Below are 18,778 nucleotides of genomic sequence, written 5' to 3' on the forward strand. Positions count from 1 at the left end.
ACTTTTCAGCACATACTCATACCACAATGTACTCAAAAAAGATTAAAATAAAAAAGCTGTACAACTAGAAATTTCCATTAGTCGTACAGCTTTTCTCATAACTAAAATTAATTATTTTTTAGAATACAAGCGAAACCACTAAAATCTTGTATAGGATCTATAATCAAAGTATTTTCAACGATGTGAACTGGACACTTTTCACCAAAGGCTTTTTCTATCTCCCAATTTCCACTTGGAAGCTTAATCTCTATCTTTTGCTGCATTGCTTCTTTAAAGCCATGACAAACCAACAATCCCTTTTTTTGCTCTCTATCTAAACGTAATACAGCTTGTGTGCCTTCTGGATGACGGGTATTTCTTGATCTATTTCCATAAATAACTGTTTTACCATATTTGATAATCACTTTACAAGCTTCATAAAATGTCATAGCTTCTTTTATAATCTGCCACTGCTCTTCATTCAAAGCTTCTGTATTTCCTGAGAGGCAAAAACGTCCTAGGAAAGTAGAAGACAAACGATAATAGAAGGTTTGCTTAGTATATTCTGGATTAATAACTGCCCATATTTGACTTTGACGTGGCAAGATAAGGTTGTGTAAACTTGCAGCAATATAAGGGATCTCATCACATTCATGCGCATCTGAAAAAGAACTCATGGCCGTTAGATCCATCATAGAGGGCTCAAGCCTATGACCACCTGAAGCACAATTTTCAATCACTAAATCTGGAATTTCTTCTCTCAGCATTCTAAAAAATCCTTTTACCGCTTGCATTTGCTCCCGCAATCCTTCTCCTAAGCTTTCCGCTCCATCACAGCCTATCCCTATAGAACCATTATAATCCACCTTTAGATAAGCCATCTCATTTGCTTTAAGAAAATCTATCACTTTATTTTTTAAGTAGGCAATCGTTTCTGGATTTCTAAAGTCCCAAAAGCTCCTATCACCACCCGTTACAATGAGCTCATTATTTCTTTTAAGATGCATCTTATCATAAGCTTTTTCAAATACTTTTGCCCCTTTGGTCGTCACCTCAAATTCAAACCAAATGCCAAGCTTAAATCCTAACTCTTTAACTTCCCTAGAGGTAGCCAGAATACCTTGTGGGAATTTCTTTTTTGAGTATTCCCAATCGCCATTTCCTCCTTGCCCAAAGGAGTTCTCCAGTACATCTGTCCAGCCTGCATCTATGGTGATGTACTTAACAGCACTTCCTTGCATTCTTTTAGCTATAGCTAGCATTTTATCGTGAGTTGGATTTCCCCAAGTAGTACACCAATCATTAAACAAAATCGGTAAACTTTGTTCTGAAGCTGGCTGCTGATCTACATATTTATGATGCATTTCAGTTAGATTATAACATAAGTCATCTAGTGTTCCTTTTGCTGTGCTAATAAAAGCCTTAGGTGCTTTAAAGCGCTCCCCAGGCTTTATAGTCTTCCACCAACTTCCAAATTCACAGTCAGCTATTCCTCCCGAAAAAGAATAACAATCATTTTCTCTAGAAAGCTCCATCTGCCAAGAAGAGTTACTGGCTAACTGTGCCCCCCAAAAAGTTTGATTTTCTTTATCTTCTACTGCACCAAATGAGAAAAAACGTTTAACAGGGTGAGACCCTATACATCCATATCTTTCACTTTCAGGAAAAGCACAAAGCCAAGAACGCTCTAAATTAAGGTCTTCTATATCATCTACGCAGTGTTTACCCTCTAAACTCCATCCTCCTCTGTATCTATGTAGGGCTAGCGCATTAGGCGCATCTGCTGTGTGATAGGGGCTTATATTATCTAAAGAAAAACTTGTTAGCATATCTAACGTTACACTTCTAGTGCTATGATTCAAAAATTCAGTCTCAACTTCAAAACCCTTTTCATTTTCATAGTGAGATAAGGTATGAATAACCTCATATCCTTCCTCTGCCTTAAGATGAGTGATAACCTGTGATTTTCCATTTTCCTCTATAAGCTGCTGCGAATAAAACTTTAGAAACTTTGTAGATTGCCCATGCTTTAAGGTATTGCCTGCCCCATTACCTTGATTGTGGTGACGAAGTGCTAAGTGACATAAACTTCCTACCTCCCAAGCCCTTGCATCCATCCCTGTTTTGACAAGTTCAGGTATTTGAAGCCACTGTCTTCTTTGCTCATAACATGACTCTTTCGCATCAGGCAATAAAACCATCGCTATTTGATCGGTTTCCTCATCTAATAAATATTGAACTGTTATTCCATTAAACCAATAACTTTTAGTAGTTATATTCATCGTTTTAAGCTCCTTATCTATACTTTTCTACATACATGTATAGGTTTGCTATTATTTTAAGACGGCTCCTGCTGTCAGTGAATTTTCTATTTGTTTGTTTCCAAAACAATAGACAATAACAGTTGGAATACTGGTCATAATCATAGCTGCCCCTATTAATCCCCAGTGGGAAACACCAATACTGGTAAAAAAGCTTAGTAGTCCAACGGGTAATGGGCGTAAGTTTTCTTTTCCTGCAAGGATAAAAGCTAAAAAGAATTCATTCCATGTGTTCATAAAGATAAGGACAAACTGAGTGGCTAAAGCGGGTTTAACTATAGGTAATATAATTTGGAAAAAACATTGATACACGTTACATCCATCAATGCTGGCTGCCTCCTCTAGTTCTTTGGGTAGCCCTCTAAAAAAAGCATTTAGCATCAGTACACAAGAAGAGAGTGCAAAAGAAGCATAAGGAAGGATAAGAGACATCCTGGACCCCTTTAGTCCAAAAGTATTTACTATCATATATAAGGGGATAACCACTACTTGTGCAGGGATAATAAGCCCCATGGTTAAATAGACAATGGCATAGTCTGCAAATCGCCATTCCATCCGACTTACGCAATATGCCAGCATACTACCTAAAAAAATGGTAATAAGTGCAGTGCTCAAGGTATAGATAAAACTATTATTGAGATATTTTAAAAAATCAAAGGTCTTAAGTGCTTCCCCATAGTTGGTAAAAACCCATTCCTGTGGCAGTCCAAAAGGATTATTATAGACTTCACTTTTAGATTTAAAGGATAAGTTAAGCATCCAAAATAATGGGAATAAAAAGCTACAACCAAGTATAAATAAAATTATCTTTATCAGATAATCTCCTATTTTATGTCTCATATTATCAACCCCCTTATATAAGTTAAAATTCTATTCTTTCTTTAGCAGTAAACTTATTGATAAGAACAGTAACAAATAAGCATTCTATAATAAATAAAACAGCAATAGCACTTCCTACTCCAAATTCTGAGGTCGAAAAAGCAGTATAATACATTTGATAAATAACTGTTCTTGAACTATCCCCAGGTCCACCAGAAGTCATTACACGTACATGAGCAAATAAGCTCATTGAACCTAATACAGATAAAATTAAAACGTATTTAATCACATCTGTTAGTAATGGAATAGTTATAAAAAAACTTGCCTTAAAAAAATTGGCTCCATCAATCATAGCAGCCTCATAATATTGTTTGGGAATCGATTTAATTCCCGTATAAAACAATAAGGCATTAAGCCCTATATACTGCCATAAAAATGCAATCGTAATACAAATGACCACTGTACTTTTATCGGTTAACCATTGATGTGCCCACCCTTCAAGACCTATAGATCTCAAAAAGCTATTAATAAGTCCCCATTGAGGTTCATACATTGCAACCCACATTTGAGAAATAACGGTTACAGATAAAACTGCTGGAAATACAGAAGAAAATTTAAAGAAATTTCTTGTCTTAGGTGTTTGAACATCTATCGCAAGGGCCAATAACAGGGATAAAGGAAGTGCAACTAATAATGAAATCAGTACGATAATAAGTGTATTCCCATTAGCCCTCCAAAAAGATGCTGAACGTAGTACTTTAATATAATTATCAAAGCCTACCCATCCTGAACTGTTAAATCCATCATGCTTTTGAAAACTGATGAGGATCTGAGGTAATATAGGGTAAACAGTAAATATCGTAAATAAAAGTAGACCTGGAAATGCAAAAATAAAGATTGAAAGCTTGTTTCTATAATGTTTTTCCATAGTGTAACACCAACTTTCTGTCATATTAAATGATCAACAGTATAAATCAGATATCCCCATATAAGGTGAGTATTTACACTTATACAGGGATATTGAAAATGCAAAATACTATTTATTTTTTAAACCATGTGTTTTCTTGCCAAATACTGTTGAAATCCTCTACATATTGCTCTGCTGTATAAGCACCTGTTAATAAATTACCACCTATTGTTCCAAACTCCGTACCTGTTTTAGCATCCATAGCATTTAAGAATATAGTTGGAATTTTAAGCTTAGTATTCTCGTATAGTCTAATATTTTCTTTCATAAGTTCACTTTGCTCTCCAACTTTTACATTGGTTTGTAAATTAAGCTTTGAACCTTGTTCTGCATAGAATAATGCTTCTTGAGATACACAATATTCAGCAAGCTTAACAGCCATTTCTACATTTTTACTGTTTGAATTAACAGCATAACCATTTAAGGGTGAACCCCAGAATTGTGTAACATCTTCAGTTGCATATTGCGTATTAGATGTAGGCCACATAAACATCCCAATATTTGGATCAGCTGATAAGTTAGCTGTTTCCCAAGAAAATCCACCAAACATAGCTGTTTTCTTAGAGGTAAATAATTCTAATGATGGGCCATAGTCAAGATTGGCTACTCCCTCTGGGAAAACACCTTCTTTTGCCATTGTTTCAATCTTTTTAACTGCCTTTAATACCACTGGATTGGTAAAGTCTGTTTTGTTTTGTAATAAGTCTAAGGCTACTTGAGGATCTTCACTTTGAATCATTGTTTGAACCATATAAAGTTGTGGTGCCCATCCACCTTTACCCATAATAGACATTGGTACAATGCCTTTTTCTTTTAATGTTTTACAAGCTGCCATAAATTCATCAAAGGTTTTTGGAATAGCAACACCGTTTTGTTCAAAAATATCTTTGTGATAGAAAATTCTTGGAGTAAAATAAGTATCTGCACCTGCTGATAAGGCATATATCTTACCATCTGAAAACTTTAGTGCCTCAGGAATTGCAAAGTTTTTAATAAAGCTATCATCTGTAATATACTGAGTATAGTCAAGCTGATTTCCAGCACTAATAACTGCTGTTGCAAAACCTGCTTCACTGTACCATACATCTGGCAAGTCTCCTGAAGCATTATATGTTTTTAGTTTATTGGAGTAATCCTCTCCGCCACCACCTGGCTCAAATTCTATCTCTACATTCGGAAGTTCTGCTGCGAGATTTTTCTTAATGTAATTTTCTAGTATTTTAATTTGATTTTCATCTGTACTAAGGGACATCAATCTTAATTTTACTTTTTCTTCTGAAGCAGGCTTAGGTGTTTCTGTCTTACTTGTTTCAGTAGGAGCTGCCTGTTTAGTATTTGTTTCAGCTTTTTGTCCACCACAGCCTATCATACTCATTGCGAGTGCTACTGTAAAAAACATACTTAATTGCTTTTTCATTTTCATTATAATACCCCCTAATTTTTCTTAATTCATTACTCGTCTTAATTATAGGATAATTTAGAATTTATAGAAGATAATTTTGTTGGTATCATAAGTAAAATTATTTGTTATTACTTGTTTTACTCGTAATATACCGACTCGGTGTCATACCAAATTCTTTCTTAAAGCACTTTCCAAAATAATTAACATTTGAAAAGCCTATAGCATAGGCTACTTCTGTCACACCAACATTCCCTCGTTCCATAAGTTCAATAGCTTTGTTCATTCGATACTTGGTAATATATTCGTTAAGTGTCATATCCATCTGTTTTTTAAATAAAAAACATAAATAGGTATAATTCATATAAACTGCTTTAGAAATCAAATCAATGGTAAGGTCACAATTACTATAGTTTTCAGCAATATAATTAACTACAGCTTCTACAGTTTTTGATGATTTGGCACTTTTATTCTGATTAACGTACTCAATAATAGTTGAATAAATTTCAATGATATATTTCTTTATATCTTCAATTGTCTTTTTAGATTTTATATTCTCAAACAGATTTTTAAAGTACGTATGGGATACTAAATCAAACTTCATGTTGTTTTCTGCAACAAATTCCAAACAAGGAGTAACCATCTCAACGGCTATAACAAGCAATAATTCCGGCTCAATGTTTTTTTCTTTAACTTCCTCAAATAAATACTCAATAATTTGTTTAACATCTTCTAAGCTTCCCAGCCTCATATTGGCTAAAAGCTGCATACGATGTTCAGCCTGAAAAAAGTGACCTATAAAACCTATTTCTGAAACGGATTGATGGTGTATAATTAAATTTTTCCCCAATATCAATTTGTTCCTTAAAGCATATAGCGCTTCATTATAGGATATTGCAATATCTTTTACTTCTTTACAATAGTTGCCTACTCCAATTGTGATGGTAAATTGCAAATATGTTTTTACTGCATCTAAAATATTTTCAAACGTTCGATTTAATTTTTCTGCTTTGAAATCTTCTACTGCTTCAAAACTTAATAGAATACAAATCCTATCTCCACTATCTATACAGGTTTCATAGACAAAATCATTTCCTAGTAGTTCCTCTACTATGTTTATAACCCCATAGTTCCAAAGGTGTTTTTCATGATAACTCCAGTCTGAATAGTCTTCACTATCAATTTCTAGCACAGCTACTATATAGATGCCTAATAATAAGTTGACTCCTAGATTTTTAATTTTATCTAAAATAACTTTATTACTTAAAAAATCATTTCCTTTTATTAATTCATTGAGAAATTGGCCTTTTAATACAGGTAAATTTTTGCTTACACTTTTTTTAAGCTCATGCATTTCAACTTTTATTTTTCTTTCTTTATGAATAAGTTTGATGGTATCCTGCAGTGCATTATATAGTTCTTCGTTAGATACGGGTTTTAAGATATAATTATGTACACCAAGAGTTAAAGCTTGCTTCGCATATTCGAATTCACTATAGCCTGAAATAATAATGATTTTAATGTTATGATTGATCTCTTTTACCCTCTGAACAAACTCTAACCCATCCATTAACGGCATATTGATATCTGCAAGGATAATATCTGGATTTAATGTTCTAACACGCTCTAATCCTTCTATCCCATTTTTAGCTTCACCACAAACGATAAGGTCACATTCTTCCCAAGGAAACGAGACTTTTAGTGCCTCTCTAAAATAGTATTCGTCATCAATAATTAATACTTTCATTGTAAAAGCCCCTTTCTCTAGTAAATAATCATTTACTATCTAATGGTATACTAACCGTAACTAGGGTATATTCCCCTTGTACACTTTTAATGCTTATACCTGAATGACTTCCGTATAGTAGCTTTAATCTTTCATCTATACTTCTAAGTCCAAATGACCTTGAATCCGATTCTCTTAATAACCCAAACCTTGAAATCTCGTCTAATCTTTCTTTAGACAGTCCTACCCCTGTATCTAACACCTCTATAATAATAGAACCCTCTTTTATATAGCCTTTTACTAAAATTATTCCTTTGCTTTGGCTTTGTTTAAGACCGTGATAAATAGCATTTTCAACTAAAGGCTGAATAGTAAGCTTTGGTATAGTATATTTAAATATCGTGTTATCAAAATCAAGAGTATAATCCATATATTCCGCATATCTTAGCCGTTGTATACTTAAATAGCTTTCGATAATTTTAACTTCTTCCTCTACAGTAATCATCTCATTTCCACGACTTAGTGATATTTTATAAAAGTTAGAGAGATACTGAATCGTTGTCAGTGCATATTCCTTCATATCCAGTTTGATAAAGGAAGAGATTGTTTCCATCGTATTATATAAAAAATGAGGTTTAATCTGAGATTGAAGTAGCTTAAATTCATTTTCACGCTTAAGTTTCTGCTCTTTATAAATCTGTTCCATCGATTGTTCCAACTGATTCATCAACATATTAAATCCATTGGCTAATACGCCTACTTCCCCATTAAGTTCTCCACATGCTCTTACTTTTATATTACCATCCTTTATTTTTTCCATAGTACCCAGTAATAAATAAATAGGTTTAGTTACTGTATGTGAAATAATATAGGAGGTTATAAATACAATAATGACACATAAAATAAGTATCCAAATAATAATGCTTCTAATCTTATTCTTTTCACTTACTATTTCTTCAAGTACTGAAACGCTAATCACCTTCCAGCCAAACTTTCCATACGCTTTCATAGAATATAAAACAGGAATCTTTTTATCAGTGAGTAATAAATTTCCCTTGTCCTGGAGCTGCTTATAGACGCTATTTTTTATTTTAAGAACCTGTCCAATATCTTTATATAAATCAGCTTTATTATACGAAGAAATCACTTTATTATTTTCATCCACAATATAATAGCTACCTTGCGCATTGGCTATATTTTTTGTATAAATATTAGAAATATTGACTTCATCTACAAATAGTGTGACCACCCCTAATGCCTCTCCTGTATTTCTATCCCTTATAAGCTTTGAAACTGAAAACACATCTTTTTTTCTATGGTCAATGAATTCAAGGGGTGCAAGTCCCGTCCAAGTAGGACGCTGTATTTGATATACTGTTTCAAGATAGTCATTATGAATGATTTTATTCACACTCTTTTCATCAATACTATGACCTGAATAAATTACTTTTTTATCTTCAAACACTGCTATACCTGCAATTTGTGTATTAGGTGATATAATATTACTTACAATCTCAGACATGGCTGTTTTTATTCTTAAATTTTTGAGTAGTATCTTATCTGCTTCACTTGTATGTTTTATTTCTACAAGTTCTTTTTGCAGTCTATATTCGGAGGCAATCACTCGAGAGTAATCTTCTATACTATTAATCATTGTATCTAAATTAATATTAATAAGATCAATTTCTCTTATGGAACTTCTTTTAGTACGTTCCATAAGTTCTTCTGAAAAAACCTGATTAGCAAATATAGCAAAAAACAACAACGCTACTGTAATAATTAAAGTATTTGAAACAAATATCTTATTTTTTAAAGAAAAGTTTTTAATTTTTTTGATAAAGACCATATTACAACCTCCGAATAATGCTACAATAAGCAACTCACTTATTATTACTAAATAGTATAAATTACATAAATATTTTACACAATCATTTAATTTATAAAAACATCCATTGTAGGTTTTTTAAATAAAAAATATCCGCTCTTAAATGTTTGTTAATCTGTTTTAGATTAGTACAAACATTTAAGAGCGGATATTTAAACTTATATTTTCATTAACTTGTAACAGTTGTTAGCTATTTATTCCTATATTACATATAGGCTCCTATCCTATCACTCACTTCTTGATAACCATATTTCTTTTCATTGAGGCCTACTACTTCCCCCGTAATTTTAAATTCTTTAAAAACAAGAATACGTCTTGAAAGAGTAATGAGTTCTGGCATATCTGAGGAAATTAAAATAATAGACTTTCCTTCCTCCTTAGCTAGCTTCCATATTAATTCATGAATGTATTCTTTAGCGCCTACATCAACACCTACTGTTGGTTCATCGATAATTAAAATATCACATCCTGCAGTAAGCCATTTACCTATACTTACCTTTTGCTGATTACCTCCTGATAAGCTGCCTACACTTGTTTTAGGAGTAGGAGTTTTGACTTTCATTTTATCAATCATACTTGTAGCAATAGTATTTTCTTCTTTAAGATTAATCTTACCAAACTTATTCCTAAGCTTATGCCATATACTAATAGAAAAGTTATTTAAAACACTATCATCTAAGATAAGTCCTTCTTCCTTCCTATTTTCAGTAATATAACCTAGCCCATAGCGGTAAAGACTATCTGATATAGAGGTAATCTTAGCTTCTTTACCATGAATAAACACTTTTCCCTCATCAAAGGAATCTACTCCCATGAGGAGCTTGGCAAGCTCTGTTCGACCTGAACCTACTAAACCATAGAATCCCAATATCTCACCTTTTTTAAGATTAAAATTGATGTTGTTAAATTGCCCATATTTACTGAGTCCCTTAACTTCCAAAACTATTTTATCTTCTATATTTAGTCGTCCTAGGTATTTATCTGCCTCATCTCTACCTATCATCATCTTAACAATATCATTACGTGAAAGTTCTTTGCAATCCTTTGTGCCTACATACTTGCCATCTCTCAAAACAGAAACCTTATCACATAGCTCAATTACTTCTTCAATTTTATGTGAAACAAATATGACACATACATTTTGCTCTTTCAGCTGTTTAACAATCTTAATCAGATTATCTGCTTCAAATTTGGTAAGCGAAGAAGTAGGTTCATCCATTAAAATATAGGATGCGTTAGATGAAAGTGTTTTTGCAATCTGTATAAGTTGCTTTTGTGCAGCTGTTAAATCCCCTATTTTCTCAGTAGGTGAAATATCTAAGCCTACCATTTTTAAGTATTTAGCAGCAACCTCATTCACAGCCTTCCAGTCTACTATCCCTTTCTTTTTAAATTGTCCAATACGATCTAGCACGATATTCTCTGCAATAGTTGCCTGTGGGATAACCTGAATCTCCTGACTAACCATATTGATACTATGGTTAACCGCATCTTGAAAGCTCTTATTCTTAAGCACCTTACCATCCAATAGAATTTCACCTAATTCTGCTTGGTAAATCCCTGTTATAATTTTCATCAAGGTGGATTTGCCTGCTCCATTTTCCCCCATTAAAGCATGTATCTCTCCTCGCTTAAAGGTTAGGCTCACATTGTCTAGTGCCTTTACGCCAGGAAATACTTTAGTAATATTTTTAATTTCTAGCATCTTGTGCGGCTCCCTCCATTTCCTTTAGCATTCACTTATTTTTCAAGATACATTTCTGTAAGTGAACTTAAAATACCTTGTGTGACATTATCTATATCTGCTGTATAGGTTGTAAGATTATCTTTACCTACAACAACACATCCTGCATCAATAAAGTATTGGCCTTCTTTAACTTTATAGCCTTCATCTAATAGCTTAAGTACCATACAAGAAATATAGCCATGGCCTTTTGGATTCTGAGCAATTGTTGCATCTAAAACGCCCTCTTCAATAGCCTTTATAACGGTAGGATCTGTATCTATACCGATTGTATAAATTCTTTTATCCATACCTTGCTTTTCATAGTAATCACTTAAGGTTTGAACAACAGCAACTGTTGTATTAAATCCCGTGCATACAATTCCATCAATCTTGCCTACATTAGCAGAAAGAGCACTTTCGATCTTACTTACACCTTCCTCAGCTGTTTTAATACCTGCTACTTCTTGGATAATGTTTACATCAGGATACTTTGCTACACATTCTTCTACTCCTTGTTTTCTAAGAGTTGTATTAGGATCTTCTAATACTTCAAGTACATTAAGGATATTACCTTTTCCACCCATCATATTAATAACTGCCTCTGTTGCATTATAAGCTGCCTGCTTCACATCTGTAGCTACTGCAAAAGATGCTGTAGTTGGTTTACCTGTATCTGTACCAAAATTAATTACATGAATCCCTCTATCTGTAAGTTCCTCATATAAACCATTGGCACCACTAGCATCACATGGATAAATAGATAACCCTGTCATGCCTTGAGCAGCTAAAGCTTCTACCTTTTCATTTTCACTGGCCTGTGTCCAGTCTGGACCAATTTGCATTTTTACCTCTATTCCTTGATCCTTAGAAAACTGTTCTACCCCTTGCTTTACTTCATCAAAATAAGGATGAGGTGCTGGTGCATACCATACAATTTGACTCTTAGAATCTTTTTGAGCTCCTTCTTTTTTAGATGTTTCTTCCTTTTGTGTCACTTCTGAATCTTTACCTGCATCTGTACTTGATTGACCTACTTGCCCTCCACATCCTGTTAAAGTTCCTAACACCATTACTCCAGTTAAAAATAATCCCCATATCTTTTTCATATTCAAATCCTCCTTAAGTTATTTTTATATACTTTGCGTTACCTTCTGCTGTGCCAGCTTAAGATCCTTTCTGGCTTTGTATGCTTTCATAATATTGTTAATACTATCAAGTGATACGGCAAGTAATAAAATTGCTCCTAAGTAAGCTTGCTCGAAGTAAATATTAGCATCTACCATAACAAGTCCATTTTTAACCATGACAATGAGGAATGAACTAAATAAAATGCCTATAACATTAATCACCCCACCTTTTAAGGCTGTTCCTCCAATAACTGCTACCGCAAAAGAGATTACCATCCAGTCACCACCTGTTGAAGGCTGAGCAGAACCTGTTCTTGAAATCCAAAGCAGTCCAGCCACAGCTGCAAAGAAACCTGATGCAATATTGGCTAATACAACGGTGTTGTTGGTATTAATTCCTGACATTTTAGCAGCTTCTATATTTCCTCCAGTTGCTAAAACACGACGTCCTGTTACAGTGTACTTAAATATGTACCCTACGATAATAAGTGTAATAAGTGCAAACCAAAGTAATAAGGGGATACCTAAAAACCCTTCTCTTCCTAAAAATGTAAAGCTTTTAGGAATCTCAGTATAAGGATATCCTTTTGAAATACCATTAATAAGGCCTGTAAAGATAAATGAAGTAGCTAACGTTACAACAAAAGAATTTAACTTTAACTTCGTCATTACAAAGCCATTGATAAATCCTGATAAACACCCCACAATAAGTCCTGCTACAATAGCCACTAGAGGTGGGAGACCCATAACATGCATGCAGTACCCTGAAATAACAACTGTTAAGCCTCCTATTTGCCCTAACGATAAGTTCATACCCCCTACAATTACTACCATAGCTTGCCCTAGTGCAATAAAGATATAGATAGCTGCTGTTCGAGAAATATTAAATAAGTTATAACCTGATAAAAAACTATCTGAAAACAAAGAAAATATAATAAAAAGTGTGGTTGTCGCTAAGATAACCGTTATTTCACTTCTAGCAAATAGGCTTTTTATAGTATTTTTCTCTTTCACTTGTTGTTCCTCCCTTTCTTTAATCAACATGGAAAACCTCTTCCATGCTTGCCCACCATTCATCTTTGGTAGCACTTTCTATTTTTTGCTGGCATGGATCCGTGTATTTCCACCATTCCTGTGTTTTAGGGTCCTTTGCCATCTTTTCCATATCTTCTTGGTAGTCTTCTCCAATGTATTCATAGTAACTAAACAAATAGCCATCACGATAGTAAATAGAATAATTGCGAATATTACACTTATAAATCCTATCTAATACTTCTGGCCAAACAGCTGCATGAAGTCTTTTATATTCTTCCAGCTTATTAGGTACTACTTTAATGACTGAACCATATCTTTTCATATGCTCTCTCCTATCTGTACTCATCTATTGCTTCAAACATGGCTACAATGTTTTCTGGCGGTACATCTGGCATGATATTATGAACAGTATTAAAAACAAAGCCTCCACCTGGTAATAAAATCTCTATATTTCTTCTTACTTCATCTTTAACTTGTTGCATAGTTCCTCTATTAAGAATGTTGCGTGTATCTACCCCACCTCCCCAAAAGGTAATATCTTTACCAAATTCTTTTTTAAGTCGTTCTGGTTGCATATCTACAACACAGGTTTGCACTGGATTAATGATGTCATAGCCTGCATCAATTAAATCTGGCATAAGCTTATAAATAGAGCCACAAGAATGTAAAAAGGTTTTCATCTGACTGTGCTTATGTACATAGTCACAAAGCATCTTGTGACGTGGCTTAAAAATAGTCCTATATTGCTGTGGAGACATAAAGGGACCGCTATCCATTCCTAAATCATCTCCAAATCTTATAATATCTACTATATCCCCAACTGCCTCACATACCTTTGCAAGTGTTGCTAGGTGCCCTTCTAAAAGTGCATCTACAAGTCTCTCTACTTCTTCTGGCTCTGAATAAATATCCATTAGGAAATTATCCATTCTTCTTAAAAAAGTTCCCCATTCAAATAAATTACATCCACATACAATCATGAGTGCCTTATCTGTGGTGTTCCTAAGATGAATGCATTTTTGCCTTAATTGCTGCCAAAAGTCAAGTTCATCAGCATGATCCCATGGACTATGTGCTAATTTTTGCCATAATACTTTATTCATAGCAACTCCAATATCTTTATAGCTTTCTGGATATTCATCAAGATAGGGGAAAATTGTTTGATCGAAGAAGGTAGCACCTTGAGGCATTTTTGCAATAATCTCTCCAAACTCATCCCTAGCCACATAAGCGCCATTAGGTTGTAATTCTGGTTTAAACCATTTAGGGTAATAAGCTGTATCTCCTGTTGCCAAAGTAGTAGGTGCCCAATCTTCAGGGGCTGCATTAAAAGCTCTTCCTACATCAATAACATCTATTCCAAACCTATCCAAAATAGCTTGCTCAGGCTGCGCAACCTGTTGTACAACATCATATATATAGGTCTTTGAATCCTTCATGTTTAAATACTTAGTTAAGTTGGTATAAGCTATAGCCGAAATACCTGAACTAGGGGTAGCACCTAAATCTACAGGTATACGAGTAGGTTGCTTATGATTAACGCTTGCCATTACGATCTCTCTACTAGTCATAATTTCCTCTCCTTATTTAGATAGTGTTACCAAGTCCTTGATACTCTTATCATAGCTTAGTCCACATGAGGATAATACGCAGATTACGCAAACTAGTTGTTGTTTCGCGCATATTTATGTTGTAATTTTTATTTAATTACACTAAAATCATATTAATGATACACAACTCTTTTTTAAATGCTTTTAAATTTATTCTATTTTTTTAATAACTTTTTTATATGTATTTTATATTTTTTGTGGCATTTGTAAAAAACACTTTTATTTTTATAATTATATTCATTTTTCTCATCATGGTCTATTACGATTACTATTTGTCTTTTTACGCAATCACAAAAAGGAGGTTCCTATGTTTAATACCTATTCCAAACTGATTATTAATCAGAAGTTTGAGTTTAAACTCGGCAAATACAGTGTCATCTGTAAAATTGTAGATTACTGCACTTTTAATCTTGATCAGTTATCAAACAACATACATTCTCATAGTTGCTATGAGCTTTGCTTCATCCTTAAGGGTAAAGGTATCTTTACTTATAATGATGTCGATTATCCTATTGCTGCTCAAGATATCATATTGACAGACCCCTATGCTTATCATGCTATTACTTGCACGAACTACGACGAATTATTTTTGCTTTATGTTTTTATCGATATCAAGTGCCCAGATAACTCTGTCCCTATCTCTTCTCTAGAAGATAGTATTCTAGAGCAGTTTCTTAAACAGCATCAATGTATTCACTCCAAAAGTTCTAAGATTTTTACATACCTAGATTTTATTAATAACTATAGTCTTTACTGTTCTAAATTTGATTACGGACTTTTACAAATTACTAAAACGCTACTTATGGAAAGTTTCCAATATCTTACTACAAGTAGAACTCAGTCTTTATCCTCTAATATTCCCTTTACTACCTTGGAAAAAGCGCAAGATTATATTGATTCCAATCTTCATAAGAAAATTTATATTGAAGATATCGCTAAACACTGTTCTATCTCCATACGTTCACTCCAGTATGTGTTTAGAAAAAATCTTAATACCTCTATCATTGAATATATAAATGAACATAAAATTAAACTTGCCTGTCACTATCTTCTTAACCATTTCTCTATTGCAGATACAGCTAACCTAGTTGGTATGCCTGATATCAGTCACTTTAATAAAGTTTTTAAAAAAGTTACAGGTTTTACACCTAGCCAACTTCAAAAAATAGGTACTTCTAATAATGGTTTTGGTAGGCGGCTCTAGTAAACCTGTATAAACGTAATATATTTTTTCTTTTAGGTTACACTAATACCTAGACAATTGAATTTTTTCGTTTTAAATTCAACAATATGAGGTAACCTATGAAAATTAAAAAACTTTTTAAAACAACTCTTTTTCTACTTGCTACTACTGCAAACCTGGTGGGATGTAGTAACCAAACAACTCCTACTACTAACACCTTAAAAGTAGGAATGGTAACCAACTCGGGAACCATTGAAGATAAGTCCTTTAATCAAGGTACTTGGGAAGGTATTGAACGTGCAAAGAATGAGTTAGGCGTTCAAACGATGTATCTCAAACCTAACGGAACAACAGAAGCTGAATACCTTAAAGAAATTGGCAATTTAAAAGATGCCGGCTTTAACCTTATTATCACTCCAGGTTTTAAATTCGAATCAGCTATCTATGCTGCCCAAACTAAATATCCTGAATGTAAGTTTATTCTCTTAGATGGGGCCCCTCTGACGGTAAAACGACTTATGTAGCAGATAACACAGTATCCATCTTCTTCGCAGAACATGAAGCAGGCTTTTTAGCAGGTGTGGCTACAGCTCTTGAACAAAAAACTGGTGAAGTAGGTTTTTTAGGTGGAATGAAGATCCCTTCCGTTGTGCGTTTTCAAACTGGCTTCATGCAAGGTCTTCAATATGCTAATAAAACACTTGGAACCTCTGTTAACTTAGACCCTACTAATAGTATTTATCAAGGTTCTTTTGAAAATGTTGCAGCAGGTCAACAAATTGCTGCTCAAATGTATGATAAAGGTGTACAAACTATTTTCTGTGCTGCTGGCGATGTGGGTTTAGGTGCCATTACAGAAGCTAAAAGTCGTGCACAAGCTGGAAGCTCCGTCTGGATTGTAGGTGTAGATGTGGATCAATATGCTGATGGTCTTTATGCAGATAATCAATCTGTCATTCTTACTTCTGCTGTCAAAAAAATTGATAATGCTGCCTATGATATGATTAAGGCTGAGCTTGACCACAATTTCCCAGGTGGTCAAACCCTCACCTTTGATGTGCACAATGAAGGTGTAGGACTCCCTCCTAATAATCCTAACCTAAGTAATACCACTCTTGAAAAAGTAAATGAAGTTTATCAAAAACTTCAGAGTGGAGAAATCACCGTATCAGCTGAATAGAAGAGGTGTTTTTCTCATATATGAGAGCCTTACTTAAAATAAAAAATCCCAATGACTAGGTTATTCTCCACTAGTCATTGGGATTTTACTTATTTTCTGAAGGCTCTATAGTATTTGGATAAACACCTGTACCATCTAAGCTCATACCTGGCTGATATTGATACACTTGCTCTCCACTAAGCATCACATCTATAATTTCTCTATGAAAAAGGCCTATATATGCAATAAAGCTTACAATAATAATTAAAAAGATCTTTATTTTGGGCCATAGCTTCATGTCTTTAAATCTCATACTCTTCCCTCCATTTTTTAAACATGCATAATTGTTCCTTATTATCTTACACTATATAAGACTCATTTGAAAATAAGATGTTGATAAAAATTTCTTGCTTCTCTTTAAAAACTAAGATATAATAACACATTCTTATTTTTTTACATGACTATAAATGCATTTAAAGGAGATTCATCTTTATGATAAAATTATTTACTCATAATGACCTAGATGGTATAGGCTGTGCACTTTTAGCTTGTCTTGTTTATGGACAAGAAGAAGTGGCGTTCGAAACCTGTGGTTATGATTTTATTAATGACAAGCTTACCGAATATATAGAAGAGAAAAATTTTGAGAATTTTACTCGATGTTACATTACTGATATTTCTATGAATGAAGAGGTTGCCACAAAAATTAGCACCTTGGTCTCACCTCGAAATGAAATTTCAGCTTCTATCCAAAATCACTTTCAACTTCTTGACCACCATACGACTGCTACCTTTTTAAATGCTACTTCATGGGCAAAGGTTCAGCTTCAAACTGAGGATGACACTCTTTGCTGCGGTACAAGCCTCTTTTACGACTATCTCAAGTGGCAAGAGCCACAAGCTCTTGCTCTTTTAAACAAACCCCTTATTATAGAATTTGTAGAAAAAATTCGTCGCTATGACACATGGGATTGGACTAGACTAGAAGATTTAGAAGCTAAGCAGCTTAATGATTTATATTATCTCCTAGGCAAAGAACGCTTTATGGCTTACTGGCTAGAACGTCTTTCTAAAGGGCAAGGAACTTTTGATTATGATGCTACCCATAAGCTCATCTTAGAAATGCGTCAAAATGAAATTGATAAATATATTGAAGCCAGAAATGAAGACTTAACCATTCAAAGAATTCTCTCCTATGAGGCTGGTATCGTCTTTGCAGATCGTTTTCAAAGTGAATTAGGTAATAAACTTGCTGAACTTCACCCCGAGTTAGACTTTATTGCCATGATTAATATAAATGGCGGTGTTTCTTGCCGAACTAATAAAGATACTATTCATTTAGGAGAAGAAGTAGCTAAGGTCTTCGGTGGTGGTGGTCATGCCAAAGCAGCAGGTCTACCTGTTACAGATACTATTCGCCAACTTGTTGTAGAAGCTATTTTTAAACAGTAACAAAAAATGCAAGGGCTTGTGCCTTAGCTCACCTCCCTTGCATTTTTATGTATTAATGAAAATCTATATATAACCCTATAAAATTTTTCTTACTTCGTCCATTCTAAATTCTTTTAGATATCTATTAGGACTACTTGTAATAAGAAGTTCTAGTTTGTCCCCCTTAATCCGTCGCACTTTCCCTTTAAGCTTAGTGCCTATTATATTAACAGGTGTGCCTAATTTAATCTCTTTTACCCCATTTTCTATCTCACATCCACACTTATCTTCTTTCATAAATACTCTCTTACATTCTTTGCAAAAATAAACTCTCTGCATTTTCTTTCCCCCTTATAATTTAAAAAATATTTTATATTTTTATATAATATACTCAAATACAATAATTTTTAT

17 protein-coding genes are annotated in these 18,778 nt (G+C 33.8%); 4 read left to right on the forward strand and 13 right to left on the reverse strand.

What is annotated here, in order from left to right:
- Positions 1–107: 107 nt before the first annotated feature.
- The 11 genes from CS063_RS08595 to CS063_RS08645 form a co-directional block, all read right to left on the reverse strand.
- Positions 108–2,261, reverse strand: a complete 2,154-nt coding sequence (locus CS063_RS08595; RefSeq protein WP_099449291.1) for a glycoside hydrolase family 36 protein — start codon at positions 2,259–2,261, stop codon at positions 108–110.
- 51 nt (positions 2,262–2,312) lie between these two features.
- Complete coding sequence (locus tag CS063_RS08600; RefSeq protein ID WP_099449292.1) at positions 2,313–3,140, reverse strand: carbohydrate ABC transporter permease; 828 nt, start codon at positions 3,138–3,140, stop codon at positions 2,313–2,315.
- 22 nt (positions 3,141–3,162) lie between these two features.
- Positions 3,163–4,047 carry a carbohydrate ABC transporter permease gene (locus CS063_RS08605; RefSeq protein ID WP_099449293.1) on the reverse strand — a complete coding sequence of 295 codons (885 nt, stop codon included), beginning with the start codon at positions 4,045–4,047 and terminating at the stop codon, positions 3,163–3,165.
- Between the two features lie 112 nt (positions 4,048–4,159).
- Positions 4,160–5,509, reverse strand: a complete 1,350-nt coding sequence (locus tag CS063_RS08610) for an ABC transporter substrate-binding protein (protein WP_099449294.1) — start codon at positions 5,507–5,509, stop codon at positions 4,160–4,162.
- A gap of 97 nt (positions 5,510–5,606) precedes the next feature.
- Complete coding sequence (locus tag CS063_RS08615) at positions 5,607–7,232, reverse strand: response regulator (RefSeq protein WP_099449295.1); 1,626 nt, start codon at positions 7,230–7,232, stop codon at positions 5,607–5,609.
- A 28-nt stretch (positions 7,233–7,260) separates the two neighbouring features.
- On the reverse strand, positions 7,261–9,057 hold the full coding sequence (locus CS063_RS08620) for a cache domain-containing sensor histidine kinase (protein WP_099449296.1): 1,797 nt from the start codon (positions 9,055–9,057) through the stop codon (positions 7,261–7,263).
- A 244-nt stretch (positions 9,058–9,301) separates the two neighbouring features.
- The gene (locus CS063_RS08625; protein ID WP_099449297.1) at positions 9,302–10,801 is read right to left on the reverse strand and encodes a sugar ABC transporter ATP-binding protein; all 1,500 of its coding nucleotides are present in this window, start codon (positions 10,799–10,801) and stop codon (positions 9,302–9,304) included.
- 35 nt (positions 10,802–10,836) lie between these two features.
- Positions 10,837–11,928, reverse strand: a complete 1,092-nt coding sequence (locus CS063_RS08630; RefSeq protein WP_099449298.1) for a sugar ABC transporter substrate-binding protein — start codon at positions 11,926–11,928, stop codon at positions 10,837–10,839.
- Positions 11,929–11,952: 24 nt separating this feature from the next.
- Entirely contained in the window at positions 11,953–12,963 is a 1,011-nt protein-coding gene (locus CS063_RS08635) for an ABC transporter permease (protein ID WP_308415469.1), read from the reverse strand.
- A gap of 19 nt (positions 12,964–12,982) precedes the next feature.
- Positions 12,983–13,306, reverse strand: coding sequence for an L-rhamnose mutarotase (locus tag CS063_RS08640; RefSeq protein WP_099449300.1), 324 nt, complete (start codon positions 13,304–13,306; stop codon positions 12,983–12,985).
- A 10-nt stretch (positions 13,307–13,316) separates the two neighbouring features.
- On the reverse strand, positions 13,317–14,555 hold the full coding sequence (locus CS063_RS08645) for a uroporphyrinogen decarboxylase family protein (protein ID WP_099449301.1): 1,239 nt from the start codon (positions 14,553–14,555) through the stop codon (positions 13,317–13,319).
- Between the two features lie 346 nt (positions 14,556–14,901).
- Between CS063_RS08645 and CS063_RS08650 the strand changes: the two genes are divergently transcribed.
- The 3 genes from CS063_RS08650 (at position 14,902) to CS063_RS18075 (ending at position 16,957) form a co-directional block, all read left to right on the forward strand.
- A complete protein-coding gene (locus CS063_RS08650; RefSeq protein WP_099449302.1) occupies positions 14,902–15,798 on the forward strand; it encodes an AraC family transcriptional regulator in 897 nt (298 codons plus the stop codon).
- A 98-nt stretch (positions 15,799–15,896) separates the two neighbouring features.
- Complete coding sequence (locus CS063_RS18070; RefSeq protein ID WP_330401000.1) at positions 15,897–16,301, forward strand: BMP family lipoprotein; 405 nt, start codon at positions 15,897–15,899, stop codon at positions 16,299–16,301.
- Positions 16,302–16,357: 56 nt separating this feature from the next.
- Entirely contained in the window at positions 16,358–16,957 is a 600-nt protein-coding gene (locus CS063_RS18075) for a BMP family lipoprotein (RefSeq protein ID WP_334293219.1), read from the forward strand.
- Positions 16,958–17,042: 85 nt separating this feature from the next.
- On the opposite strand, the gene CS063_RS08660 is transcribed toward CS063_RS18075, so the two are convergent.
- Positions 17,043–17,249, reverse strand: a complete 207-nt coding sequence (locus CS063_RS08660) for a hypothetical protein (RefSeq protein ID WP_099449303.1) — start codon at positions 17,247–17,249, stop codon at positions 17,043–17,045.
- Positions 17,250–17,428: 179 nt separating this feature from the next.
- On the opposite strand from CS063_RS08660, the gene CS063_RS08665 reads away from it, so the two are divergent.
- The gene (locus CS063_RS08665; RefSeq protein ID WP_099449304.1) at positions 17,429–18,388 is read left to right on the forward strand and encodes an oligoribonuclease; all 960 of its coding nucleotides are present in this window, start codon (positions 17,429–17,431) and stop codon (positions 18,386–18,388) included.
- 75 nt (positions 18,389–18,463) lie between these two features.
- On the opposite strand, the gene CS063_RS08670 is transcribed toward CS063_RS08665, so the two are convergent.
- A complete protein-coding gene (locus CS063_RS08670) occupies positions 18,464–18,706 on the reverse strand; it encodes a hypothetical protein (RefSeq protein WP_099449305.1) in 243 nt (80 codons plus the stop codon).
- Positions 18,707–18,778: the final 72 nt, after the last annotated feature.

The sequence above is a fragment of the Sporanaerobium hydrogeniformans genome, from assembly GCF_002735925.1.
Classification (GTDB): Bacteria; Bacillota; Clostridia; order Lachnospirales; family Cellulosilyticaceae; genus Sporanaerobium; species Sporanaerobium hydrogeniformans.